The sequence below is a fragment of the Aquibium microcysteis genome (genome assembly GCF_014495845.1).
GTDB lineage: Bacteria > Pseudomonadota > Alphaproteobacteria > Rhizobiales > Rhizobiaceae > Aquibium > Aquibium microcysteis.
On the sequence record NZ_CP061080.1, the window covers coordinates 3,137,606 to 3,160,069 of the forward strand.

The 22,464-nt window shown below is 64.8% G+C and carries 34 protein-coding genes and 1 tRNA gene; 22 read left to right on the forward strand and 13 right to left on the reverse strand.

Going from position 1 to position 22,464, the window contains the following annotated elements:
* The first annotated feature begins 55 nt into the window (after positions 1-55).
* From IAI54_RS14600 to IAI54_RS14635, 8 genes are read left to right on the forward strand one after another with little or no spacing between them, the layout of a single operon-like run.
* Positions 56-235, forward strand: coding sequence for a hypothetical protein (locus IAI54_RS14600; protein ID WP_187967898.1), 180 nt, complete (start codon positions 56-58; stop codon positions 233-235).
* The gene (locus IAI54_RS14605; RefSeq protein WP_187967899.1) at positions 232-552 is read left to right on the forward strand and encodes a hypothetical protein; all 321 of its coding nucleotides are present in this window, start codon (positions 232-234) and stop codon (positions 550-552) included. Before IAI54_RS14600 ends, IAI54_RS14605 begins: the two co-directional genes overlap by 4 nt.
* A 31-nt stretch (positions 553-583) precedes the next feature.
* Entirely contained in the window at positions 584-946 is a 363-nt protein-coding gene (locus IAI54_RS14610) for a hypothetical protein (protein WP_187967900.1), read from the forward strand.
* Between the two features lie 33 nt (positions 947-979).
* The gene (locus tag IAI54_RS14615) at positions 980-1,270 is read left to right on the forward strand and encodes a hypothetical protein (RefSeq protein ID WP_187967901.1); all 291 of its coding nucleotides are present in this window, start codon (positions 980-982) and stop codon (positions 1,268-1,270) included.
* Between the two features lie 46 nt (positions 1,271-1,316).
* Complete coding sequence (locus IAI54_RS14620; protein WP_187967902.1) at positions 1,317-1,532, forward strand: hypothetical protein; 216 nt, start codon at positions 1,317-1,319, stop codon at positions 1,530-1,532.
* 32 nt (positions 1,533-1,564) lie between these two features.
* A complete protein-coding gene (locus IAI54_RS14625) occupies positions 1,565-3,115 on the forward strand; it encodes a DUF4942 domain-containing protein (RefSeq protein ID WP_187967903.1) in 1,551 nt (516 codons plus the stop codon).
* A 9-nt stretch (positions 3,116-3,124) separates the two neighbouring features.
* Complete coding sequence (locus tag IAI54_RS14630; RefSeq protein WP_187967904.1) at positions 3,125-3,571, forward strand: hypothetical protein; 447 nt, start codon at positions 3,125-3,127, stop codon at positions 3,569-3,571.
* On the forward strand, positions 3,568-3,828 hold the full coding sequence (locus tag IAI54_RS14635) for a hypothetical protein (RefSeq protein WP_187967905.1): 261 nt from the start codon (positions 3,568-3,570) through the stop codon (positions 3,826-3,828). The genes IAI54_RS14630 and IAI54_RS14635 overlap by 4 nt, the downstream gene beginning before the upstream one ends.
* Here IAI54_RS14635 and IAI54_RS14640 read toward each other — a convergent pair.
* From IAI54_RS14640 to IAI54_RS14695, 12 genes are all read right to left on the reverse strand, one after another.
* The gene (locus tag IAI54_RS14640; protein ID WP_187967906.1) at positions 3,752-4,312 is read right to left on the reverse strand and encodes a hypothetical protein; all 561 of its coding nucleotides are present in this window, start codon (positions 4,310-4,312) and stop codon (positions 3,752-3,754) included. The two genes, IAI54_RS14635 and IAI54_RS14640, sit on opposite strands and share 77 nt — an antisense overlap.
* Before the next feature lie 131 nt (positions 4,313-4,443).
* Entirely contained in the window at positions 4,444-4,773 is a 330-nt protein-coding gene (locus IAI54_RS14645) for a hypothetical protein (RefSeq protein WP_187967907.1), read from the reverse strand.
* Positions 4,757-5,074 (reverse strand): hypothetical protein, encoded by a 318-nt coding sequence (locus tag IAI54_RS14650; protein WP_187967908.1) that lies wholly within the window; start codon positions 5,072-5,074, stop codon positions 4,757-4,759. The genes IAI54_RS14645 and IAI54_RS14650 overlap by 17 nt, the downstream gene beginning before the upstream one ends.
* Before the next feature lie 9 nt (positions 5,075-5,083).
* Positions 5,084-6,493: a replicative DNA helicase gene (locus IAI54_RS14655; protein WP_187967909.1), complete on the reverse strand. Its 1,410-nt coding sequence runs from the start codon at positions 6,491-6,493 to the stop codon at positions 5,084-5,086.
* Positions 6,477-7,583, reverse strand: a complete 1,107-nt coding sequence (locus IAI54_RS14660) for a DUF7146 domain-containing protein (protein WP_187967910.1) — start codon at positions 7,581-7,583, stop codon at positions 6,477-6,479. The genes IAI54_RS14655 and IAI54_RS14660 overlap by 17 nt, the downstream gene beginning before the upstream one ends.
* Entirely contained in the window at positions 7,580-7,915 is a 336-nt protein-coding gene (locus IAI54_RS14665; RefSeq protein WP_187967911.1) for a hypothetical protein, read from the reverse strand. Before IAI54_RS14665 ends, IAI54_RS14660 begins: the two co-directional genes overlap by 4 nt.
* Positions 7,912-8,088: a hypothetical protein gene (locus IAI54_RS14670; RefSeq protein ID WP_187967912.1), complete on the reverse strand. Its 177-nt coding sequence runs from the start codon at positions 8,086-8,088 to the stop codon at positions 7,912-7,914. The genes IAI54_RS14665 and IAI54_RS14670 overlap by 4 nt, the downstream gene beginning before the upstream one ends.
* A gap of 74 nt (positions 8,089-8,162) precedes the next feature.
* On the reverse strand, positions 8,163-8,750 hold the full coding sequence (locus tag IAI54_RS14675; RefSeq protein WP_187967913.1) for a hypothetical protein: 588 nt from the start codon (positions 8,748-8,750) through the stop codon (positions 8,163-8,165).
* Between the two features lie 58 nt (positions 8,751-8,808).
* Positions 8,809-9,375: a hypothetical protein gene (locus tag IAI54_RS14680; protein ID WP_187967914.1), complete on the reverse strand. Its 567-nt coding sequence runs from the start codon at positions 9,373-9,375 to the stop codon at positions 8,809-8,811.
* On the reverse strand, positions 9,372-9,755 hold the full coding sequence (locus tag IAI54_RS14685) for an HNH endonuclease (RefSeq protein WP_187967915.1): 384 nt from the start codon (positions 9,753-9,755) through the stop codon (positions 9,372-9,374). Before IAI54_RS14685 ends, IAI54_RS14680 begins: the two co-directional genes overlap by 4 nt.
* A gap of 9 nt (positions 9,756-9,764) precedes the next feature.
* Entirely contained in the window at positions 9,765-10,253 is a 489-nt protein-coding gene (locus IAI54_RS14690) for a hypothetical protein (protein ID WP_187967916.1), read from the reverse strand.
* 46 nt (positions 10,254-10,299) lie between these two features.
* Positions 10,300-10,566 (reverse strand): carph-isopro domain-containing protein, encoded by a 267-nt coding sequence (locus tag IAI54_RS14695; protein ID WP_187967917.1) that lies wholly within the window; start codon positions 10,564-10,566, stop codon positions 10,300-10,302.
* 52 nt (positions 10,567-10,618) lie between these two features.
* Between IAI54_RS14695 and IAI54_RS14700 the strand changes: the two genes are divergently transcribed.
* The 13 genes from IAI54_RS14700 to IAI54_RS14760 all read left to right on the forward strand — a co-directional run bounded on the left by IAI54_RS14700 (position 10,619) and on the right by IAI54_RS14760 (position 21,224).
* Entirely contained in the window at positions 10,619-11,455 is an 837-nt protein-coding gene (locus tag IAI54_RS14700) for a S24 family peptidase (protein WP_235679055.1), read from the forward strand.
* An 852-nt stretch (positions 11,456-12,307) separates the two neighbouring features.
* On the forward strand, positions 12,308-13,612 hold the full coding sequence (locus tag IAI54_RS14705) for an AAA family ATPase (RefSeq protein ID WP_187967918.1): 1,305 nt from the start codon (positions 12,308-12,310) through the stop codon (positions 13,610-13,612).
* The gene (locus IAI54_RS14710) at positions 13,609-13,848 is read left to right on the forward strand and encodes a hypothetical protein (protein ID WP_187967919.1); all 240 of its coding nucleotides are present in this window, start codon (positions 13,609-13,611) and stop codon (positions 13,846-13,848) included. The genes IAI54_RS14705 and IAI54_RS14710 overlap by 4 nt, the downstream gene beginning before the upstream one ends.
* A complete protein-coding gene (locus IAI54_RS14715) occupies positions 13,845-14,969 on the forward strand; it encodes an exonuclease family protein (protein WP_187967920.1) in 1,125 nt (374 codons plus the stop codon). Before IAI54_RS14710 ends, IAI54_RS14715 begins: the two co-directional genes overlap by 4 nt.
* Complete coding sequence (locus IAI54_RS14720) at positions 14,947-16,206, forward strand: RecT family recombinase (RefSeq protein WP_187967921.1); 1,260 nt, start codon at positions 14,947-14,949, stop codon at positions 16,204-16,206. Before IAI54_RS14715 ends, IAI54_RS14720 begins: the two co-directional genes overlap by 23 nt.
* 13 nt (positions 16,207-16,219) lie before the next feature.
* Positions 16,220-16,942, forward strand: a complete 723-nt coding sequence (locus IAI54_RS14725) for an exonuclease domain-containing protein (RefSeq protein ID WP_187967922.1) — start codon at positions 16,220-16,222, stop codon at positions 16,940-16,942.
* A gap of 24 nt (positions 16,943-16,966) precedes the next feature.
* Positions 16,967-17,173, forward strand: a complete 207-nt coding sequence (locus IAI54_RS14730; RefSeq protein ID WP_187967923.1) for a hypothetical protein — start codon at positions 16,967-16,969, stop codon at positions 17,171-17,173.
* On the forward strand, positions 17,170-17,583 hold the full coding sequence (locus IAI54_RS14735) for a hypothetical protein (RefSeq protein WP_235679056.1): 414 nt from the start codon (positions 17,170-17,172) through the stop codon (positions 17,581-17,583). The genes IAI54_RS14730 and IAI54_RS14735 overlap by 4 nt, the downstream gene beginning before the upstream one ends.
* Positions 17,580-18,683, forward strand: a complete 1,104-nt coding sequence (locus IAI54_RS14740) for an ATP-dependent DNA helicase (RefSeq protein ID WP_187967924.1) — start codon at positions 17,580-17,582, stop codon at positions 18,681-18,683. Before IAI54_RS14735 ends, IAI54_RS14740 begins: the two co-directional genes overlap by 4 nt.
* 1 nt (position 18,684) lies before the next feature.
* The gene (locus tag IAI54_RS14745; protein WP_187967925.1) at positions 18,685-19,272 is read left to right on the forward strand and encodes a J domain-containing protein; all 588 of its coding nucleotides are present in this window, start codon (positions 18,685-18,687) and stop codon (positions 19,270-19,272) included.
* On the forward strand, positions 19,265-19,717 hold the full coding sequence (locus IAI54_RS14750; RefSeq protein ID WP_187967926.1) for a hypothetical protein: 453 nt from the start codon (positions 19,265-19,267) through the stop codon (positions 19,715-19,717). Before IAI54_RS14745 ends, IAI54_RS14750 begins: the two co-directional genes overlap by 8 nt.
* 72 nt (positions 19,718-19,789) lie before the next feature.
* The gene (locus IAI54_RS14755) at positions 19,790-20,053 is read left to right on the forward strand and encodes a hypothetical protein (protein ID WP_187967927.1); all 264 of its coding nucleotides are present in this window, start codon (positions 19,790-19,792) and stop codon (positions 20,051-20,053) included.
* 142 nt (positions 20,054-20,195) lie between these two features.
* Positions 20,196-21,224 (forward strand): site-specific integrase, encoded by a 1,029-nt coding sequence (locus IAI54_RS14760; RefSeq protein ID WP_187967928.1) that lies wholly within the window; start codon positions 20,196-20,198, stop codon positions 21,222-21,224.
* Between the two features lie 72 nt (positions 21,225-21,296).
* On the opposite strand, the gene IAI54_RS14765 is transcribed toward IAI54_RS14760, so the two are convergent.
* Positions 21,297-21,370, reverse strand: a tRNA-Gly gene (locus IAI54_RS14765).
* Between the two features lie 284 nt (positions 21,371-21,654).
* Here IAI54_RS14765 and IAI54_RS14770 point away from each other — a divergent pair.
* On the forward strand, positions 21,655-22,443 hold the full coding sequence (locus IAI54_RS14770; protein ID WP_187967929.1) for an ion transporter: 789 nt from the start codon (positions 21,655-21,657) through the stop codon (positions 22,441-22,443).
* The last annotated feature ends 21 nt before the right edge of the window (positions 22,444-22,464 follow it).

The window sequence follows — 22,464 nt, forward strand, 5'->3', positions numbered from 1 at the left end:
GGGGCGGCCGCACGCCGCCCCACCCCCTCAATCATGAACCCATAGGAGAAGGCCGATGGCCAGACGAAGGAAGCTCGTCACCATGCTCGTCACGGTGTCCGTCAACCTGGACATGTGCGCCCGCGATGCGCGGCGCGAAGTCCGCACGCTCGTTAACGAGCAGTGCAACTACCGCTGCGACCCGGAGGACATCCGGGTGCGTAGCGTCGAGCGGGTCCGGGCGGAGGTGGCATGATTAAGCGAGGAATGACGATCACCTGGACCAACCAGGGCGCTCCCGCCGAGATGTACTATTCGGCCTGTCTCTTCCGGCGCGACCGCCGCTGCATCATGGACATGATCACGAGCGAGAGCCTGGTCGATCTGAAGCGCGCCATCCGGGCGACACGGGGCGGCCTTCGGCCAGGACGCCTTATCCTCGTCGACCGCCACTGCGTCAACATGGGCAAGCCGAAAACCGGCTGGTTGCGGTGGCGAAAGCGTACCTTCAGCAAGCCGTACATCCTGTCGCCAGACTTCCGCCGCGCCCGCCGCATCTGGCCCGCCACCTGACCCCGCCACCTATGGCAACGAAAGAGAGACCATGCGCACCAATCTGACCGAACCCTGCAAGGAATGCCCCTTCCGGCGCAACAGCATGCCCGGCTGGCTCGGCCCCTGGGAGCCGACCGATCTGCTGGCGGCGATCAAGGTCGCCCCCTTCCCCTGCCACCGCACCATCAAGGCCGACATGTCCTTCGACGACCCGGGGGCGGCAAAGCTGGAGCTGTGCGCGGGCGCGGCGCTCTTCCTCAACTACAAGATGGAGGTGTCGCGCTGCAAGGTGACGGCGGACCACCAGTTCACGCTGGCCACAAGCCTGACCAAGGACGAGAGGGTCTTCGCCGACGACACCAGCCTCCTCGACCACCACGGCAACGCATCGGTGAAGAGCTGGAAGTTTTGACCAACCCGCCAACAATCCACCACGGGGACCATCATGCTCACCAGGGAAACGATCGAGGAGATGTTCACGCAGAAGGCCCTTTCAATGGAGCGATGGCTCTTCACCCCGAAGTGGAACAGCCCGATCCAAACCCACCGCTATGGCCTCACCTTCCTTCCGCCGGAGCGCAGGTTCGTCCTGTCGAGGGCGAAGATCGAGAAGTTCGTCACGGTCAACGATGCCGAACTCATCGACGCCTTCCGCGGCACGCTCTCCGAACAGGACATTGCCGAGCGCACGAGGAGAGCACTGCACCCGTCTTCCGAAGATGATGTTCCCTTCTAACGACACGCCCTTCACCCGCCATCCATGGCACCACAAGGAGATCACCATGCCGACCGGCCCAACCAAGGCTATCCAAGCTGCGCAGGCAGCGATCAACGCACATCAGAAATCTCTTCTGCTGGAGGATGGGAACGGACCAGCTACCGACCTACGGCACCTGATCCATTCCTTGCTCGACTGGTCTGACGCGATGAACGTCGACTTCGATGCGACCGTATCAGAGGTTCGCGAAGACATCGCCATCCACGGACTGACGCGCTGACCCCGCCAACCATGGCAACCAAGGAGACCCCCATGAACGCCATCGTTTCACGCAACACCATCGAGCAGATCGTCGCCTATCGGGACGCGGCTCTCCAGCATTACGAAGCCGCCTTCGCCAAGATCGTCGCCGCCAACGACGCCCTCGTCGTCGCCGGCAAATTGTGGGATGCCGCAGCGCCTGGCCGCAGCGGTGCCTGGTCCGAGACGACCGAGGAGATCAAGCAGTTTCTGCATGCCGTCCGGCTACCTGACTATGACCGCTACATGCGCACAGCCCGTCGGCTGATCGACGTCACGGTCTGGTCGCACGTCATCGAGACCACCGGCATCGAGCAGCTGATGGACGCTCAGGCGAAGAAGGAGCTGCGCGACCAGATGCGCTATGTGCCCGAGCGCACCGACCGCGACGGCACCCTGATCAACCAGGACGAGATCGACAGGATGCTGCCGCCGGTGACGGTCGATAACGTCTACGGCACGCTGGAGAACTTCATGGCGCAGGCCGAGACGATCTTCCGGCGCGGAATCGTCAACGTCTTCACCAAGCTCGACCGCCGGTTCCGCTCGCATGACGGTTTCAAGATCGGCGGCCGCCTCATCATCAACGGCCTCGTCAACGGAGAGGGCTACTTCCGAGGTCATGGCGACCGAACCGACATGCTGCTCGACATCGAGCGGACCTTCCTCGTTCTCGACGGAAAGTCGGCGCGCGCAAGCTACGCGGGCATCGTCGGAATCCTCCATCATGAGAGGCGCAGCTGGGAACCGAAGCAGTCATTGCACGTGGGCGACTACTTCCGGGTACGCATATTCAAGAACGGCAACGCCCATCTCTGGTTCACCCGCGACGACCTGGTCGAAAAGGTCAACAAGATCCTGGCCGCACACTATGGCGAGGTGCTGGGCGACGGCATGACGAAGGAGGACGACCCGCTCGCTCCGGAGAACGCCAAGAGCACGCCGGCGCGCTACTTCGGCTTTTATCCGACCCCCGACGAACCGGCCAATCTGGTGGTTACGGCGGCGCACGTCCTGCAACGGGCAGGAATGCCGCGCATGCGCATCCTTGAGCCGTCCGCAGGCACTGGCAACCTCGCCCGGCGATGCGCCAAGCGGTTCGACCCGAAAGAATGGGGGCATTGGGCCGAGCGCTACCGCGAGGAGTACCGCTGGGACAACCAGGTCGACTGCATCGAGATCCAGCCGCACCTCGCCGACCAGCTCCGCGCCGAGGGCATCTACAATCGGGTCACCTGCGCCGACTTCCTGCAGGTGAGGCCCGATCCCATCTACGACCGGGTCGTCATGAACCCGCCCTTCGACCGCGAGCGCGACATCGACCACGTCATGCACGCCCTGCGGTTCCTGAAGGACGACGGCTGCCTCGTCGCCATCATGTCGGCCGGCACTGAGTTCCGCGAGACGCGCAAGTCGATTGCCTTCCGCGGGCTCATGGCCAAGATGAATGCGGTGTGGGAAGACCTCCCGCCCGCCTCCTTCGCCGAGGTCGGCACCTACGTGAACACGCTGATCATGCGGGTGTGGAAAGACGGACGAACGCAGCGCAGCATCCGGTATTGAGGAGTCCCCGTGTCATCGAAACCAGCATCCCGCCTCATCTGCAAAGCGGTCCCCCGCGGCGACAAGTTCGCGGGGCAGTTCGCCCTGCCCGGCCTGGTCCCCGACATGGTCCGGCACGGCGATCGACCCGCGGTGTTCGATACGGAGCGCGAGGCCCATGTGGCTGCGATGGAGGCGGTGCTCCGCCTCTACGACAGCCGCACCGTCGACACTCGCAAAGCCGGCGGCTACCGCCGGCTGACGGGCGCCGAGCTGGCGGTGATGCTCGAAACGCTCGACGTCACCGTCACCTATTTCGCCGAGATTGCCGGCGTGCCGCAGCATCGCGTGATGAAGTGGCTCGATGGCGAACAGGACATCCCCCACTCCGTCCACGTCCTGGCCCGGCTCATGCTGGCCAGCGACGAGAACTTCAGAATCGCAGAGGAGACCACCGAGCAATGCCAAGAACGATGAAAAGCAGCATCCCCGATTTCCGCGTGTGGCTGGCGCGGATGGGATTCAACAGCCGGCAGGTTGCCGCCGGTGCCGAGCTGATCGGTATCAAAAATGCCCGCACCGCCTCCTCGACGAACACCGGCGCCCGGGACCTCATGGTCTCCGAGCGCCTTGCTATGTCGGCCGTGCGGGTCGGGCTCAAACCTTGGTCGCCCGAATACGACGACGAACTGGTCGCGCAGGGGATGGCTCACCGGACCTCCAACGCCGCCTGACCGCCTCTGCCGTGATGAGGCCGAGCGCCGTCCCGGCCACGTCCAGCACATAGTGCAGCGACAGCACCGTCTGCTGCCGCGCCCTCGCCTTCCGGCCCCGCTTCTTCGGATCCGGGTCGCTCTCAGGGAAGAGGTCCAGCCACTCGTCGTGGAAGACGATCCGCTCGAGCAGCTGGAACATCCACGGCTTGCGCATAGCGTCGCGGATCCTTCCGAGCCGCAGCATGCAGTCGATCTGGTGGGCGCGCACGTTGCAAGCACCACCTCCTCCGCCTCCCCCGCCGACACTCGACCAGTCCGGCGACTGGAACCCCTTCACCTGCGAACCAGCCATCAGGTCGCGGAACCGAAGCGCGGTGTGAAAGCGCACGGCGCCCATGCCCGGCTGATCGGCCAGGATCTCGAGCTCGTTGCGCGACACCAGGAACTCTAGCGGCCCCGCATGCTCGTTCACGACCAGAGGGCGGTCGATGTAGACGAGCACGTTGCCGCTGCCCCTTCCCTCGCGCCCGCCCTCTTTGGAATTCGGTATCGCTACGGCCGCACTTCTGGCATCGGTCGTCGCCTGCTCGGCGGCCTTCAGCTTTTCGTGCAGCGCCTGCAGCTGAGAACTCCTCATCGCTTGCCCCTCTTCTTCTGGTTCTTCCGCAGCTCCATGACCTGGCGCGGAATGTGGTCCAGCAGGCCGCTGTCGATGGGCTTGCCATCGTCGCCCATACGGATCTTCAGAAGCAGGTCCAGGCACCGCTGGCGCTCCTCGATCGTCATCGCCGAGCGGTTCGGGTACGGCGACCGCGAAACGATGCCCGAAATCTGCTTGCGGCTCCGCGCCACCGCGCGCCCGATCACCGGCTCGGACAGCCCGACGATCCACAGCGCCCACACCGTGTAGAGGACGCGCTCCGGGTGCCTGGGAGCGGCCTTGTCCTTAGCCCATGCACCCACGCCGGCCCCCCTTGCGCGTCACCTCGACGCGCCTTTCGTTGCGGCCGCTCTTCAGCGTCGGGAACATGCTCTCGGCCTTCTCGGCGGCGCGCCCTGCCACCTCGCCATAGCGGAGCAGATGACCGTTGATGTAGCGGGTCAGGCTTTCGCACACAGCGCGCCACGCCTCGACCTCGGTCTTGAAAATCCGCGGCTTGCCGCCCTTGCACAGGATCGGCTTGGCCTCGGCATCTCGGGCCGTGCGCACCATCGCCCGATGGCCGCCAAGCGTTTCCTTCGTGTACCCCTCGAACTGATTCACCTTCACCTCCTAGAAATTCGCGGCCGCGAGCTCGTCCATCATCGAGGTCTGGACGGTCTCGTAGTCCTGAAAGAGCGTGAGCTTGCCATTCCAATGGAAGACCTTGCGGTCGCGCGGCGTGCCGAAGCGGTCCTTCAGCTTGTAGACCTCGATCTTGCCGGCCGAGATCGCGAGCTTGTCGTCCCAATCCTCCTTCGCCTTGCCCTGGTTGGTGCGAGGAGGGTTGCGCTTCAGCCAGTCGTTCCGGTTGAAGTTGGCGAGCATGATGTCGGCGTGCTCTTCGAGCGAACCGCCGTAGAAGTCCTCCATCTCGGGCTCGGGGATCTCCTTCTGGCGTGCCGACTTGGTGAACTGGCAGAGCGCGACGACGACGCAGCCGAGATCCTTGGCCAGGCTCTTCAGGTCGCGGGCGTTCTCATATGCGCGCTCAACCGGGTCCATGCGGTACTTCGACGGCCGCTCCACCAGCTTCAGGTGATCGACGACGAGCATGCGCAGGCCGAACTTGCGGCGGTGGGAGTAGGCGCGGCTGCGGATCTGCTGGATCGACATCTTCGACGGAGACACGATGCGCAGCCGGCGCGCCTGGAACTGCCGCTCTGCCTCGAGGAGCCGTTCCAGCTGGTTCTCCGTGAGGCCACGCATGATGTCGCGCACCGACACCCCGGTCTCGCCCGAGATCGAGCGGGCGACGAGCGACATGTTGTCCATCTCGAGTTCGAATAGCGTCGCCGGGTCGTTCTTGCTGGTGAACAGCATCTGCTGCATGGCCATGGCAGTCTTGCCGCTGCCCGGCCCGCCACCCCACAAAATGAGCGAGCCCGGCGGGTAGTAGCCGACCATCTCCTCAAGCCCGACCAAGCAGGGCCGCAGCGCGATGTCGTTGGTGCCCCGGCTGCTCGCCGACTCGAAGATGGTGCGGATGGTCTGCGACACGGTCGACTCGAACTCGATCTGCGCGTCGCGCGAGATGTCGGCCAGCCGCTCGTTGGCACGGTCGACGATCTGCTGTGGGTCGTAGGCGATGTCCTTGGCCGCCTTCAGCATCCCCTCGGCGACCGCGATCACCCGCCGCCTGGTCGCGCTCGAGCGCAGCTCATGGGCGAAGTCGATCAGCGGCACCTTCTCGTCTTCCTTGGACGCGATGTGCAGCAGCATCGACAGGTACACCTCGGCGTCCTGCCCGTCGCTCATGTTGCCGATGCGTCCGGCCACGATCGGCACGCGGATGGCGCGGCCGTCCGACGCCAGCTCGTGGATGACGGCGTAGATCTTCTGGTGGTCGTCGGTGGAGAACAGGTCCATCGACAGCACCTCGTTCACGCTCCAGTAGTTCTCCTCGTCCTGTAGGATGGCGCCGAGCACCGCCTTCTCGATGGCGAGGTTGGAAAGCGCGCCGTTGCTAGAGGTATTGGACATTTCGGAGCCTCGTCTCGTCCTTGAATTTCGCCTGCCACACGTCGAGCCAGTCGTCCGGCTCGGGTGACGGGAAGACGACGGCCTGCACGCCCGCCTCTTCCGCTTTCGCCTTCAGCTTCTCCGCTGCCGCTATCCCCGGCGGCAGCAGCACCCCTCCCGTCCTCTTGTTCTCCCGGTGGCGATCGCCGTCGGCATAGATCTCGATGCGCCTGACGCCCGGCGGGATCTGGAAGCCGATCATTCCGGAGGTGGAGAGCGTCGCCCACACCGACGCCCCGGGCTTGGTGAGCAGCATCACGCCGAGCGCGGTCTCCATGCCCTCGGTGAGCCGCAAGGTCTCGGTCACCGGACCGAAGCGTACTGCGCCGCCCGCCGCCGGCCCGAAGCCGAGCTTCACCTTCTTGCCGCTCTCGTCGAGAACCGGCTTGCCGTCTGGCTCGAGGAAGATCCGCCACAGCGCGACCAGCCGACGGTCGACCGCCTGCACGCCGCCGACCAGCGCCATGTGCCGGGGGCTGCGCGGAGTCTCCGGACTGATGGCCACGCTCGGATGAAAGCGCAGCGATACCGGCCACTGCGGCATGTCGATCGACCGCGACCGGAGATAGGTTTCCGCCGCCGTACCGGCGATCGGCTTCGCCTCCTGCCAGATCGACCGGACGGTCTCGACCTTGCGCTCCTGCGCCTGGCTCTCGTCGCGCTCGCGCTGTTCAGCCCGCCGCCTGGACTCCTCCTGTTGCTTGGCCCAGGCGCGCTTCTCCTCCTCGGTGAGCTCGCGCTTGCGGATGCCGAGGAATCGCTCCTTCGCCAGCTTCACCGCCGCGCCATGCGTCTCGCACCCGAAGGCCAGCTCGATCAGGTGGATGAGGTTGCCGCCGCCCTTGTCGTTGCCGCCCTGCCCCTGCCAGAAGCCGACCATGCCGACGCGGCCGCCACGGATGTGGACCGAGATCTTGCCGTTGAGGTCGCCCCGCCAGTAGTTCCCGTTCTTCTTCCCGTCTGGGATGCAGGCGGCCGCGATCTCCTCGGCCCTGTCGTTGAGCTGGTCGAGGATGTCCTTATAGGAGAGGTCGTTCCGCACGGCCGTCACGAAAGTCCCGCCTCCTGCAGGAACGTGTCGAGCCCAACCAGCTTCTCCGGCGCGAGCAGCGGCGCCTTGATCTCACGGTCCCAATGCAGGCCTAGACGCCATGCGACCCGGGCGCGGATGTCACGCATGCGCTCCCGCTTCAGCTCGTCGGTGGTGCGCAGGATCCGCCGGTCCCATTTCCGCAGCTCCCGCCAATACCCGCGGTGCTTGGCGCGGGCTTCAGCCGGCAGCGCGCGGAAGCACTTGCCGCAGATCATCTCGCCCGGGAACTCGTCAGCCGGTCCCGTCCGGCTGCAGCGCGGGTTGATGCAGGGGGTGCGGCCAGGCTTCATACCCCGACCTCGATCATTTGCTCGACGCGCGCCTGACAATTGAGAAGGTTCGTCATCGGGCCGGTCCGCCCGTGAGCGGTGATCCCGTAGAAGGGGCCGTCGGCCTGGAACCGCTGCACCGCGCCGAACACGCAGCCCGCGGCGTTCGCCAGCACCCACTCGTCGATCTTCATGAAGGGTTCACAGTCGCAGGCATGCCCGCCGTGCTGCCTGCACGACCGCCCGTGCACCCACGCATCGCTCTCCCTCACAGCAAGGTCTCCTGCATGTAGGAGCGGCCCTTGTCGAAGGCGTAGCTCGGCTCGTGGATGATGCGAAGCGCGTCGAGCATGCACAGCGCCTCGGCCTCGTCCTCGGAATTGTAGGACCAGCCGTTGCGGTCGCAGTATTCCTTGGCTTTAGACTTCAGCCACTTCTGGCGGACCGCCGGCTTCTCCTTCTTCATGGTTTCGGGCGCCCGGGTGAGGCCGTGCGTCTTCGAACGCCATGACGAGATGGCCAGGAACTCCGGCTCCCGAAGCCCCATGAGGTGGCAGACGGTCTGCGCGTGGGTGGGCCAGCCCGACGAGAACATGACCTGCTGCGCGTCGATCGCGCTCTTCCCGTCCTGCCCGTGGTCGACGATGGTCATCAGCTCGATGCCGACCAGCGGGTCGTTGAGGCCGCTGAGAGTGCGCTTCAGGTAGGTGATGAACTCGGCATAGGCCTCGCCCGCCTTCGGCTGGTTGAAGCGCCAGGTGCCGTGCCTGAGCTTGCTCCCGCCGGCGAGGCAGTAGGCAAAGCCCATGGTCCGGCCCGGGTCCATGACGAAGTAGCTGCCAGGTGCAGTGCTCATGCTGCGCTCCTCAGAAATTCGGCGGGTGCGTTGTGGAGGAAGACGGCGATCGGCGCGCTCATGCCGCCTTCTTCGCGTAGAGCAGCCGCGGCGGCGTGCGCAGGAGAGGCTTCGGGCCCCACACATACCAGGCGTGGTCTTCCGTCCCCAAGCGATCTCCCTCGAACCACTGGATGCGATCCAGGAGCACGATCTTTGCGACATACCGGGGGTTGTCGGCGAACAGATGCTTGCGGGTCTTCCCGCTGTCGAACTTCGCCGTCAGAAGCAGTGCCACCGTTCCCGAGCAGCGATCGAGCGCCCTGTTCGCGAACCGGACCGCTTCGCGGTTCCCCTTGCCGTATGGAGGATTCGTCACGATGCAATCGAACACGGCGTGGTCCTTGCGGTCCGACAGGAAATCGAACAGCTGATCGTGCTGGCGGTCATAGGTGGCGATGTCCGACGTCCACACCTGCGCGCCCGCATCGCGGAGTGCGAACGCCATCTTGTGATTGCCGGCGGCGGGCTCCCACACGGCCATCCCTTCGACAGGGAAGCGGTCCGTAAAGGCGCGGGTTGCCCACGCCTCGGTCTCGTAGAGGTCGTTGGCGCGGCGCTCGTAGCCTGAAGCGACGACAGTCATCGCACCCTCCCTAAGAACCGGTCGAGGTTTCGCTCCATCCGGATGAGCGCGGTATTGAGCCGCCGCGACACCCACACCATGCGGTAGGCCATGGGCTCGCCGCGGCGCGGCTCGGAGATCATGCGCATGAAGAAGGCATAGGGCATGTGACCCTTCAGCCGGTTGCAGGGCTCGCAGGCAGCGACGATGTTGCTGCGGTGATCGAGCCCGCCGAGCTTGCGGGGCTGGACATGATCCCGCGTGACGGTCCGATAGTTGAGGAGGTCGAGGCAGTACGCGCACCGACCTTGCTGCTTGCGCAGGGCGGCCTCGCGATCAGCCTTCTGGAAGGCCCTGTCCAGCTTGCTCTGCTGGTAGCGCGTGTTGCCCCGATATCCCATGGCGATCGATCAGTCGCCCGCGCCAGCGTCAGCGACGGCCTTCGACAGGTCGGCGTTGATGAACTTGGTTCCCTCGGCGAAGCCTTCCTGCCAGCGGTTGAACTCCTTGCTGCCGGGCTGGTACGGGTTCGTCGCGCTCTTGCGCAGCTTGCCGGCGGCAAGGCCTTCCTCGTAGGCGCGGTCCTCCTGTGGGGTCCGGTCCTTGTCCAGGAGCTCGAGCTGGCGGCCGAGCTGGTGGCCGAACAGGCGCGCGACGCGGATCTTGCGCTCGAAATCGGCGATGACCTGGCCAACGTCCTTGTCCTCGAGCGTCTTGGCGAACTCGATGTCCTTCTTGGACCAGCCGAGATCCTTCAGGCGCTTGTAGGCCTGGCCTATCTCGCCCTTGGTGCCGGCCATCTCGCTCTCGTGATTCTTGATTTCGTTGAATCCCCGCAGGAACTGCTGGTCTTCGTATTGTTCTTGCTGGGTCTTTTCGTTGTGATCTCTGGACGTCATGACGGCGTTCTCTCGCTCGAGTGTCCTCAGGTTCATCGATTTGCGATCAGCCGCGCGCATCGCGTTCCGTCTCCCCTTGCTCGGCCGGCTCTTCGGCCTCGGGAAGATCGACAAAATCCTCAATCTTCAGATCGATGCTGGTGGCCTTCGCTGCTTCGAAGATCCCTCCCCAATAGCGCTGCGGGATTTCCCCTCGCGTCTTCCAGGCCTGAACCGTCGTCACAGGTGCATCGATGGCGCGCGCAAGCTTGGTGAGACCACCCATCATGCCAATGACCCGCGCCGCTGGGTTGGAGCCTACGGTGGGTTTCACGTTCGCTTCCTTCTCCAATTGGGATGTCCCAACCAATACGAGAGAAACGTAAATGTCAATGCAGATTTCGTATACGGAATTCGCGTATGTTCCGAGGATGGATGCCAGGGCCGACACCGCGAAGAAATTGAAGTCCCTCTACAAGCGAGCGGACTTCACCATGGACACATTCGCCAAGGCCCTGGGCTTCGGCGGCGCTTCGAGCCTTCAGCACTACACGACCCCCGGCAAGATGAAGCGGGCGTATCTCGATCGCGAACTCGTCGCCCGTATCGAAAAGGCTCTGGTCGGCCGCGGCGATCCCGCAATCACACCAGCAGAAGTGTGGCAACTGGCCGGCCCGGAGTTCAAACGGGCTTCCCTCGTGTCCAGCTTTGATCCGGATCAGGAGGCTGACGGGCCTGGCTATACGCGCGAGCACTGGCGTCCGACGCTGCCTGGTGCCCTCCCGGAAATCGACGTGAGGGTCGGAGCTGGAGAGGGCACGATCGGCAATCAGGTTGCAATTTCCCTCGGCGGGGAAAGCATGGCAGGCCATCAGGTTGTCGCGGAATGGGTCCTTTCGGAGGCGTTTCTTCGCCATGAAGTAAGGGCTTCGCCTGCCAACACGCTCGTAATGGAGGTGGTTGGCGACTCGATGTTCCCGACATACCATCCGGGGGATCGTGTTCTGGTGGATCTCGCGCAGAACATCCTTCGCAGCGACACCGTCTACGTGGTCAGCGACGGGATGAGCGAACCGCAGATCAAGCGCCTGCAGCGGGTGCCCTTCAGCGATCCTGCCCTGGTGAAGATCATTTCTGACAACCAGTCGCTCGAAACCTTCGAGGTAGAGCTCAGTCGATTGCGGATAATCGGTAGGGTATGCGGGCACATTGCTCGCAAGTGAAGGGGCGGCCATAGCTTCGCCCTTTCCGCCTTGGAGACGGCCGCCGCCCCCAAGCTGCTGACGAAGCAGAGGGCAGACGCCCCGCGTACTCGTATCCCTTTCCCCCCGTAAGGAGGGCGTCGCGTTGTCCCCGCGACTCCACCGGTGGATTTTCTCGGCTCCACCACGTTGACCGTCGGGCAGGTTGTCATCCTGCTGACGACGGCCACCGCTTCTTGCCGTCCGGGGGGTGCCCGGTCCAAGGCGGCGCGTCCTATGGGCCACGGTTCCGCGCGCTTTTATTCCGATGAGACTGGCAATCGGCGACCGCTTGGGATTTCAACGGCCTCGGTGAAGAGGACAGGGCGGGACAAATCCACGAAGACCGCCGCTTCAATCTTTTTCTGCGCAACTTCTCGCCGGGAACCTCCGAGCAGACGCAAGAATCTGCGCATTCAAAGCCCGCTGGCGGCGAAATCACTTGAAAAGCCATCAAGTGCGGAGTAAGCCCCCTTTGCCTGTATTTCGTCGCCTTTGGCCCCGGTCGGTTCACCCCGCCGGGGCTTTCTTTTTAGGTACCCCACAAACTCCCCGCAAGAGAAAAAATACGAGAGAAGCGTACTTTTCGGGTTGTAAATACGTTTTTAGCGTATATGATGATGAGCGTTCCCCGTCATCAGGAGTTAAGTCCCGTGCCCCACGCAGAAGCCCTGTCCGCACTCTGTCCGCCATTTCCGATTGTTGATGCGGCCTGGTCGGAGCGACGCAGCCGGATCGCCGCAGCCTTGGAGGTCATCATCCAGCTGGACGACGATCGGGGTTTCGCGCGTCATGCCATGCGCCGGTACCTCGACCTGAGCGAGGATCGGTAAGATGAAAATCGTTCAGTTTAACGCGGAGAACATCAAGCGGCTCGTCGCCGTCGAGATCCGCCCCGACGGGAACCTCGTTGAGATCACCGGCCGCAACGGCCAGGGCAAGACGAGCATCCTCGACGCCATCTGGTGGGCGCTGGACAGCAATAAGGTCGTCCAGAGCAAGCCGGTGCGCGACGGCGCCGACTCCGGCTACGTCCGGCTCGACCTCGGCGAATACATCGTCACCAAGAAGTTCAAGGTGAAGGGCGAGGACGAGTTCACCACGACCCTGACGGTCGAGAACCGCGACGGCGCGAAGTACAGCAGCCCCGTCGAGCTGCTGAAGAGCTTCCTCGGCGACCTCACCTTCGACCCGCTGGCCTTCTCCCGCATGAAGGCGCGCGATCAGGTCACCGCACTGCGCGCGATGGTCCCGGACTTCGACTTCGCGGCCGCCGACGATGCAAACGACAAGGATTTCAAGGCTCGCACCGACGTGAACCGCACGGTGCGGGATCTGACCGCTCGGATCGAGGCGATACAGGTGCCCGCGTCCGCCCCGACCGAGCGTGTCAGCGCCGCCGATCTCCTCACCGAGCTCCAGCACGCGATGGAGCACAACGAGGGCATCGAGAAGGAGCGTCGGCGGCGCACCAGTATCCAGGGCAGGATCGTCCAGCTGCGCGAGGCCAACGAAACCCGCCGGGAGGACATCAGGAAGCTCGAGCAGCGCATCGCTGACCTGAATGGCGGCATCGCGGCCGCCGAGCAGGCGATCGAGGAGCTGCATGACGAGCTCGACGGCGTGAAGGATGACGTCGAACCGATCGACACCGCCTCCATCCGCGAGCGCATCACGACCGCCGAGGAAGCCAACCGCTATGTCGATCGCCGGGTCGAGCGGGAGCGCCTGGAGGCCGAGGCGAAGCGCCAGCAGGAGATCAGCGACGGCCTCACCAAGGCCATCGACGACCGCAAGGCGGCCGCGGCAAAGGCCGTGCGCGAGGCCAAGCTCCCGGTCGCCGGCCTCGAGCTGACCGAGGACGCCGTTCTCCTCAACGGTGTGCCCTTCAACCAGGCCAGCGATGCCGAGCAGCTGCGCGTGTCGATCGCCGTTGCCGGCGCCATGAACCCCAGGCTGCGGGTCATTCGCGTGCGCGACGGCTCGCTCCTCGACGACGAGGCGATGGCGACGCTCCGCGCCTATGCCGACGAGAACGACATGCAGATCTGGATCGAGCGCGTCGACTCGAGTGGCAAGGTCGGCGTCGTCATCGAGGACGGCATGGTCGCCGCTGCCATGCGGGAGGCCGCAGAATGAGCCCCGCGATCAACGGCATCTGCGGTGTCGAGCCGAACCGCGAGGGCGAATACCCGCACGCCCACGCGGTCGGCTTCGGTGGCGTCACCGAGATCGTCGAGGAGCTGGAAAACCTCGGCTCCTACGGGATCAAGTGGTTCGTCGTGAAGGCCGGCGAGAACACGCTCGCCAAGATGAACGCCCTCCATGTCGCCCACGTCGGCTACGCGCTGCCGGCCGAGGGAGGCGCATCATGAGGCTCTCCCCTCAGATCATTCCCGAGGAGGGCATCCTGCCCGACGGGATCTACTTCGGCCTCACCGAGGAGCGCTACCACGGCGATCCGGCGCTCGGCTCGACCTCCATCAAGGAACTCGCCCGCAAGCCGTGCAACTGGCAGTACGACCGGCTGCGCCCGCGCAGGGAGATCGAGAGCGAGTTCCTGGTATGGGGCCGCGCCTGGCACTGCCGGGTGCTGGAGGGCAAGACGGCATTCGAGGAGCGCTACGCCAGGCCGCCGCAGCCCGGCGACTACGAGGGCTGCCTCGTCACCACCGACGACATCAAGGCCTTCCTGCGCATGCACGGGCAGAAGCTCACCGGCAACAAGCCGGAGCTGATCGCCCGCGCCAAGGAGATCGAGGAGTGTCCGCCGATCTTCGAAGACATCCTCAGGGAATGGCAGGCGGCGCACCCGAACCACGTCGAACTCACTGAGCGCCAGGTGACCGAGATCGAGGACGCGGTCGCCAACATGCAGCGCGACCCGGTGCTCGCGGCCGTCATGCAGGCCGGCTCGCTGATCAACGGCGCGGCCGAGCTGTCGATTTTCTTCACGGACGCCAGCGGGATCCGGCGCAAGGCCCGCTTCGACTACGGCCTGCCGCCCGCCGGCACCCGCACGCGCTCGCTGATCGTCGACCTGAAGTCCTTCACCACCTTCAAGGGCGGCAATGACGAAGAGGCGGCGGCGCGCAAGGTCTACGACGAGTGCTACGACATCCAGGCCGCCCACTACCTCGAGGCCTACCGCGCCGCCCGCAGGCTACTCGACCAGTGGCAGGTGTTCGGCGAGATGCCGGATCCCGACTTCCTCAATGCCTTCCTCTCGGCCGAGGGCGTCGATTGGGTGTGGGTGATGATGCGGCGCGACGCCGGCATGGTCCCGCTCATCCTGTCCATGGACACGGAAGACCGCGCCTTCGAGCACGCCCAGCGCATCGTGGCGGCCGCGCTCGAAACCTATCGCTTCTACATGGATCTCTACGGGCCCGAGGCCCTGTGGACCCCGCCGCCGAAGCTCCCGCTCCGGCTCAATCACTCGCTGATGCCGTCCTACAATCGAGGAGTCCAGTATGAACAGCCCGCTCGCGCTTAGCGCCCCCGCAGTCATCGACGAATTGCGGGGCGAGCTGGCCCCCATCCTCGCCGAGAACGGTCAGTCCTTCGACCGGCTGCGCACTGTCTTCATGATCGCGGTGCAGCAGAATCCCGACATCCTGAAGTGCACGCCGGAATCGCTGCGTCGCGAGATTTCGAAGTGCGCTGCCGACGGCCTCGTGCCCGACAGCAAGGAGGCGGTGCTCCTCCCCTATTGGGACAGGGATGCCCAGGCGCACCTCGCGAACTACCAGCCGATGGTCTACGGCGTCGTGAAGCGCATGAAGGAGCTCGGCTCCGTCTTCAACATCGTGTGCGAGATCGTCTGCAGGGAAGACACCTTCAGCTTCAACGCCGCGGACCCGGACAGCCTGGTCCATACCTGGGACGTCTTCTCCGATACGCCTCGCGGCGAGACCCGTGCGGCCTACGTCATCTTCCGGGACGACCAGAAGCGGGTGATGCACCGCGAGATCATGACGCTGGCTGAGCTTCAGTCCGTCCGCAACGCATCGAAGGCGCCGAACAGCCCTGCGTGGCGGAATTTCGAAGGCGAGATGTACCAGAAGGCCGTGCTCCGCCGCGGCTCCAAGTACATCACCATCAACAACGACAAGATCCGGACGCTCATCGAGCGTCAGGACGCGCTGTTCGACCTCAACGCCCTTCCCGCGGTCGAGCGGATCGATCCCTTCAGCGGCCGCACGATCGAAAACGATGCTTCCGGCCGCCCCGCGCTGGCGCACAACCCGGGCGCCACCGCGGACACCAGGCAGCGGCGCGAGCGCGAGCCGGTCGAGTCCCGGTCTGAGGGCGGCGCGAACATCCAGACCCGCCACTCTGGCATCAACGACGGCAGCACTCGCGACGAGCAGACCGAGAAGAAAAAGGCCGACCTGCCGGAGAAGCCGCCGGAGCTCCCCGACATCTCCGTCAGGCAGGAGGACGTCGAGAAGGCGACGGAGGTCTTCTCCAAGGTCCTTCGCGTGGCCAACGAGCACGAGCTCGACCCGGCCGACCGCCGCGTCACGCTGAAGCAGCTGGTCCCCTCCTGGAAGGAGTCCCTGCCGGACTACCTGCACCCGATCCTGAAGGCCTGCATCGACGCAACCGACTGGTCGATCCGCACGGCGGCCGAAGGCAAGTCCTGGATGGGCGACCACGCCGCCTTCGTCTTCAAGGTCAAGTCCTTGCTCGGGATCGAGAAGCTGAACGTCGGCAAGTACCCGGACTGAAGCGAGAGGCCAGATGAAAATTCGCGTTGTCGATCTCGAGACCGCCGGCACGGGCAAGGACAGGCGGCAGGGAAAGCCCGCCGGCATCTGCGAGATCGGCTGGACCGACGTGACGGAGGATCTGCGGGTTCTCCGGCCCGTTTCCCACCTCGTCAATCCAGGGGTCCCGATGCCGCCCGACTCGCGCGGCGTCCATCACATCAGCGACGACATGCTCGTCGGCGCCATGGACCCAACCACCGCCACCCGCACCCTCATGGGCGGCATGGAACCGGGCGACATCTTCGCCGCACATCGCGCCGCCTTCGAGCGCGTGTTCTTCGGCGGCGGCTCCTTCCCGTGGATCTGCACCATGATCTGCGCGCAGCACCTTTGCGAGGACGCGCCGTCGTTCTCAAACCAGACGCTCCGCTACTTCCTGGGGATCGACCGGGAGTTCGAGTGGCCGGAGCTTGCAATGCCGCCACACCGGGCAGGCCCGGATTCCTACGTGACGGCCCACATACTGGCGCGGCTCTTGGTGAGCAGGTCCCCCGGTCAACTCACAACGCTCACCACCACACCTGTCCTGCAGAAGACGGTTCGCTTCGGCAAGTACGAAGGCCGCCCCTGGTCCGAGATGGACGAGGGGTTTCTGCAGTGGGTTCTCGACAGGGACTTCGATGACGAGACCAAGCACACCGTCCGCCATCACCTCCAGCGTATCCGCCGAACCGGGAACCCATTCGGCAACTGACAGAAGTCTGAGGAGCACCACGACATGGGGCAGAACTACACCACGGTTACGATCGTCAACGGCGAAGGAGCCGATCGACACGTCCAGGAATACGTGACGCGCGTCGGCGTCACAGCCGAGCAGATCCGGTCCGGAGACGACACCAGCGTCATCTGCCTTAGTCTGCAGACGGGCTATGCCGCCATCCTGGCGGGCCTCCTCAACGGTGCGAGGAAGGATCTGGCGGCATGAGCGAGGGCCGCCGCAGGAGGATACCGGACAGGATCAAGCTCCTGGCTGCGCTGCGAAAGATGGGTCTCACCGTCGAGCAGGTGCAGTTCGACCACGATCCGGCCCTCGAGCTGCGGCCCATCAACCCCGTGACCGGGGACACCGTACCCCCGGCCAACGACCCCGATCACATCACCATGCTCCTGATCAAGGAGCACAAGACCAAGACGTTCGGACCCGGCGGCGAGAAGCGCATCACCACCGCCGGGTCCGACGTCCACAAGATCCACAAGCTCGCCCGGCTCAGCGCCGAGCACGAAGATTTTCAGCGTCGCGTCCTGAGCCGAGAGCCGCGCGACGGGACGAAGCCCAAGAGCCGGTGGCCGAAGCGCCCTATGGGCAACGGCAGGAAGAAGGCGCGCGACATATGAAATGGTCCCCGCAGCAGAACGAGGCCCTGTCCAAGGCGGCCGCTTGGGTGCGCATCAAGTGGAGCCCGATCTTCTATCTCGCCGGCTACGCGGGGACCGGCAAGTCCACGATCGCCAACGAGGTTGCCAACCTGGTGAACGGCAAGGTCGCCTTCGCCGCCTTCACCGGTAAGGCCGCGAAGGTCATGCGCGACAAGGGCTGCCGCAAGGCGAAGACCATCCACTCGACCATCTACATCGCAGATCGCGACGAAGAAACCGGCAAGGTGACGCTGCTCAAGCGTCCGCAATATGAGCTAGACTGGTGCTCTATGTTCATCATCGACGAGTGCTCGATGGTGAACGAGGAGCTGGCCAGGGATCTGCTGTCCTACGACAAGCCCATCCTGGTGCTCGGCGACCCCGCGCAGTTGCCGCCGGTCTCCGGCGGAGGCTTCTTCACCAGCGGCAAGCCCGACTACATGCTGACCGAGATCCACCGCCAGGCGGCGGAGAACCCGATCCTGCGACTGGCTACCGCCGTCCGCGAAGGACGGTTCCGAGGCCAGCGCTACGAGAGCGAGCAGCTGACCGTCGTGGACCGCGAAGGCCTCGACCCGGCAGTCGTTCCTCAGGCCGACACCATCCTTGTCGGTCGCAACACCACCCGCCAGCGGTTCAATGCGCGGCTGCGCGAGCTGAAGAACTTCACCGGCAACCGGCCGCGAGAAGGCGAGACGCTGATCTGCCTGAAGAACGACAAGGAGTGCAAGATCTCGAACGGAGAGACCTTCGTGGTGGCGGACGTCAAGAAGCCCCGCGGCGGCCTGATCAAGATGACGCTGTGCGACCTGAGCGATTCCGACCGCAAGCCGGTCGACGTCAAGGTTCGCCAGCAGTTCTTCGAGGACGACATTGCGGCGTCCAAGCTGCCCTATGACGACCTGAAGGGCACCCAGCAATTCACCTACGGCTACGCGATAACCGGGCACAAGAGCCAGGGGTCGCAGTGGCAGAACGTCGTCGTGTTCGACGAGAGCCAGATCTTCCGCGAGGACGCCGATCGCTGGCTCTACACGGCCGTCACCCGCGCTTCCGAAAAACTGACCCTGGTGATCTGACATGGCTCCTACCGCCTACCCTCTCGCGTGGCCGCCGATGATGCCGCGCACCAAGAGCAAGCAGACGTCCCGGTTCAAGACGAACCTGCCGGCCGCGCTGAAGAACGTTCGGTCCTCGCTCGCGAACTTCGGATCCGACAGCGCCAAGCCGATCTCTCAGCTGGTGATCTCGTCCAACGTGACGCTCGGCAGCGAGCGCCCCTCCGACACCGGCGTCGCGGTCTGGTTCGTGTGGGACAGCCTGTCGGTCTGCATCGCCGTCGACCGCTACCCCAAGGTCGAGGACAACCTCCAGGCCATCCACCACGTCCTCGAGGCGCGGCGCACCGAGCTGCGCCATGGCGGCCTCAACATCGTCCGCGCCACCTTCACAGGATTTGCGGCGCTGCCGGCGCCGGCCGGGAAGCGGCCGTGGCGCGAGGTTCTTGAGATGCCGGACGAAAAGGTGACCGCGGACGCGATCACCGCCCGCTATCGGCGCCTCGCCACTCTGCGGCACCCTGACCAGCCTCGCGGATCCGATGCGGCCATGGCCGAACTCAACCGCGCCCGAGACGAAGCGATGGCGGAGGTGAAGGGCAATGCCTGAGCCGATCGTGATCCACCGCCACGTCTTCGCCGGGGACGCGCTTATCGAGGCGCTACTCCCCGGCGCGTCCGCCCGGTACGACCGCGCCGCCCTGACCATCGAGGATGATGCGGTCACGATCGACCTCATCGGCCCCAAGGTCGCAGAACCCAAAGGCGATGCTCCGCCGGTCGCCATGAACGAGAAGGCAAAAAGTAATGTGGCCGAGGAGCCGGAGCTGAAGGGCGGCGATCTTGCCCGGCGCGCGGCCATGCGCTGCGGCGAGCAGCTGTTCCAGCGGTTCGTCGGCGCCGAATGCAAGGACACCGCCAAGGCCATCATCCTGCATCGCTGCGGCGTCACGAGCCGGAAACTTTTCGACCACGATCTCAAGGCGGCTGCCGCCTGGAGGACGATCGAGGACCGATACCAGCTCTGGAGGCAAGGTCATGACATTGAGTTCTAACGCGCGCTCTCGCGCCGCCAACCTCGATGAGCGGATCGTCATAAGGGCGGCCAGGCACGATGAGGACGCGAAGTGACCACCAGTGCACCCATCATCGGCGCGGTCCCACCCCGCTTCATGACAGATGATCAGCTGAGGGATCATTTCGGCCTCACCGAGCGAGCTTTCCTCCGCCTTCGGGCTACGCGGGATTTCCCGCGCAGAGATCCTCTCGTCAACAAGACGGACCGGCGAGCCGTCGACGCCTACTTTGACCGCCGCGCAAAAATCTCATCTTTTGTGGCCAACGGCAATAACGCCGTCGATCCAGAACAGGAGGAAAACTTCGATGTCTAGCACCCGCCGGGACAGACCCGGCTATCAGGGGCGAAAGAGGAGCGATGGCTCCTACGCTCACTACTGGAACCCGAGCCGGGCAGTAAAAGCCGCCCCCGGCGGCTTGCCCACGAGGCCCATAGCAGACGGTACCAGCGATGAAGTGATCGCCGACCTCTGCCGTCGCTGGACGGACGAGCTTCGCGGTGAACTCGAGGGGCTGACGAAGAAGCACGACTTCGACGGCACCATCAGGTCGCTGATCCATCTCTATCGCACGGATGAGAACTCGCCCTATCAGGCGCTCAAGCATCCGACGAAGATCAGGGACTACAACCCGTCGCTCAACTTGATCGACAAGACGGTTGGTGCTCGACGCATCGTCGAGCTCCGCGGTGATGATTTCCGTCGCTGGTACAAGCAGTGGGGGAAAGGGGGGATGACGCGCCGTGCCCATGGGGCGATCCGCAAGCTGCGGTCTGCTCTCTCCTATGGCAGCGAGCAGAAACTTGCCGGATGCCGAGACGCCCGGGAGATCCTGTCGCTCATCCGATTCAGCACGCCGGACACCCGGCGCGTGAAGATGGAGTACGAGCACGCCAGGGCGATCTGCGAGAAGGCGATCGAGCTTGGCCGTCCGTCGATCGCACTGACGCAGGCGATCCAATGGGATACGGCGCTGCGCCGCATCCATGTCATCGGGGAGTGGTTGCCGCTCGTCGCCGGCGAGGCCGGCGGGATCATCCGCGGCAAGACGAAATGGCGAGGACTGACCGCTGCCGACATCTCTGCCGACATGGTCCTGACTGTGCCCGTGACCAGCCGCAACAAGGTGGCGACGAGCCATGACCTAACGGCTTGCCCGTTGGTCATGTGGGTGCTCTCCCACGCAAGGCTCCCGAAGATGGGGCCGCTGATCGTTTCCGAGACGACCGGGTTCCCGTACCGGGACAACTACTACTACACGGACTGGCGGGACATCGCGGACAAGGCCGGCGTGCCGAAGGGCATATGGTCCATGGACGCCCGGGCTGGCGCGATTTCGGAAGCCGAGGAAGCTACCGGAAGCGTTGATGCTGCCCGGAAACTTGCTGGGCACACCAACGCCAAGACCACGTTGGGCTACGTCCGAAACGACGACGTCGAGCACAATCGTCGAGTCGCCCAGGCGCGGGCCGCTCTGCGGCAGTGAAACGGCACTGAAACGGGTGAAACGGCACCGTGAAGTTCAATCGTAAAATGGCAACGATTCCAAAAGCTAAGCTGGAGCGGGTGAAGGGAATCGAACCCTCGTATGCAGCTTGGGAAGCTGCCGTTCTACCATTGAACTACACCCGCGACGGCTCATTACATCGCGGCAGCGCCGCCTTCTGTCAAGCGGTTTGGGATTGTGCGGCAGGGAAAGGCGAAGGGGTTGCGCCGGGGGCGGGCGGAAGCGGGGCGGGCCTGCGTGGCGCGGCGGGGCGAGGTGGTGGCGGGCATCGCCGCGGCCGGCACGCCACCGGCGCCGGACTTCCCCCTGCCCTGCACCCGGTTGCCGGAACACCGCGTGCGCCGCCTTGACGCTGCGCACAATTCCACCCACTTGTCGCGCGTTCCCGTCCCTCCCCGGAGCCCGCCCCGTGACCGCCCTGAAGAGCCTCGTCGAATCCCGCCGCTTCGACCTCGCCATCACCGCCCTGATCATCGTCAACGCCATCACGCTGGGTCTGGAGACCTCGCCTGCGGTCATGGCCGCGTGGGGGCCGGTGCTGATCGTGCTCGACAGGGCGATCCTCGCGGTCTTCGTGGCGGAGCTGGCGGCGAAGATCCTGGTCTATCGGGGAAGCTTCTTCCGCGATCCCTGGCGCATCTTCGACCTCGTCGTCGTCGCCATCGCGCTGCTGCCGGCAACGGGGAGCCTGTCGGTGCTGCGCGCGCTGCGCATCCTGCGCGTGCTCAGGCTGGTCTCGATGGTGCCGTCGCTGCGCCGCGTGGTCGGCGGGCTGGTCGCCGCCCTGCCCGGCATGGGCTCGATCATGCTTCTCCTGACGCTGGTCTTCTACGTCTTCTCGGTGATGGCGACGAAGCTGTTCGGCGCGAGCTTCCCCGACTGGTTCGGCACCATCGCGAAATCGGCCTACTCGCTGTTCCAGGTTATGACGCTCGAAAGCTGGTCGATGGGCATCGTGCGGCCGGTGATGGAGATCTATCCCTACGCCTGGATGTTCTTCATCCCCTTCATCGTCTGCACCACCTTCACCGTGCTCAACCTCTTCATCGGCATCATCGTCTCGGCCATGCAGGCCGAGCACGAGGAGGAGGCGACCGCCGAACGGCAGGCGCTGCAGGGCGAGCAGGAAACGATCCTGGCCGAGATCCGCGCCCTGCGCGAAGAGGTGAAGGCGCTCGGCGGGCTTCGTCAGGGCTGAACCGGCCGCCGCCGCGTGTCT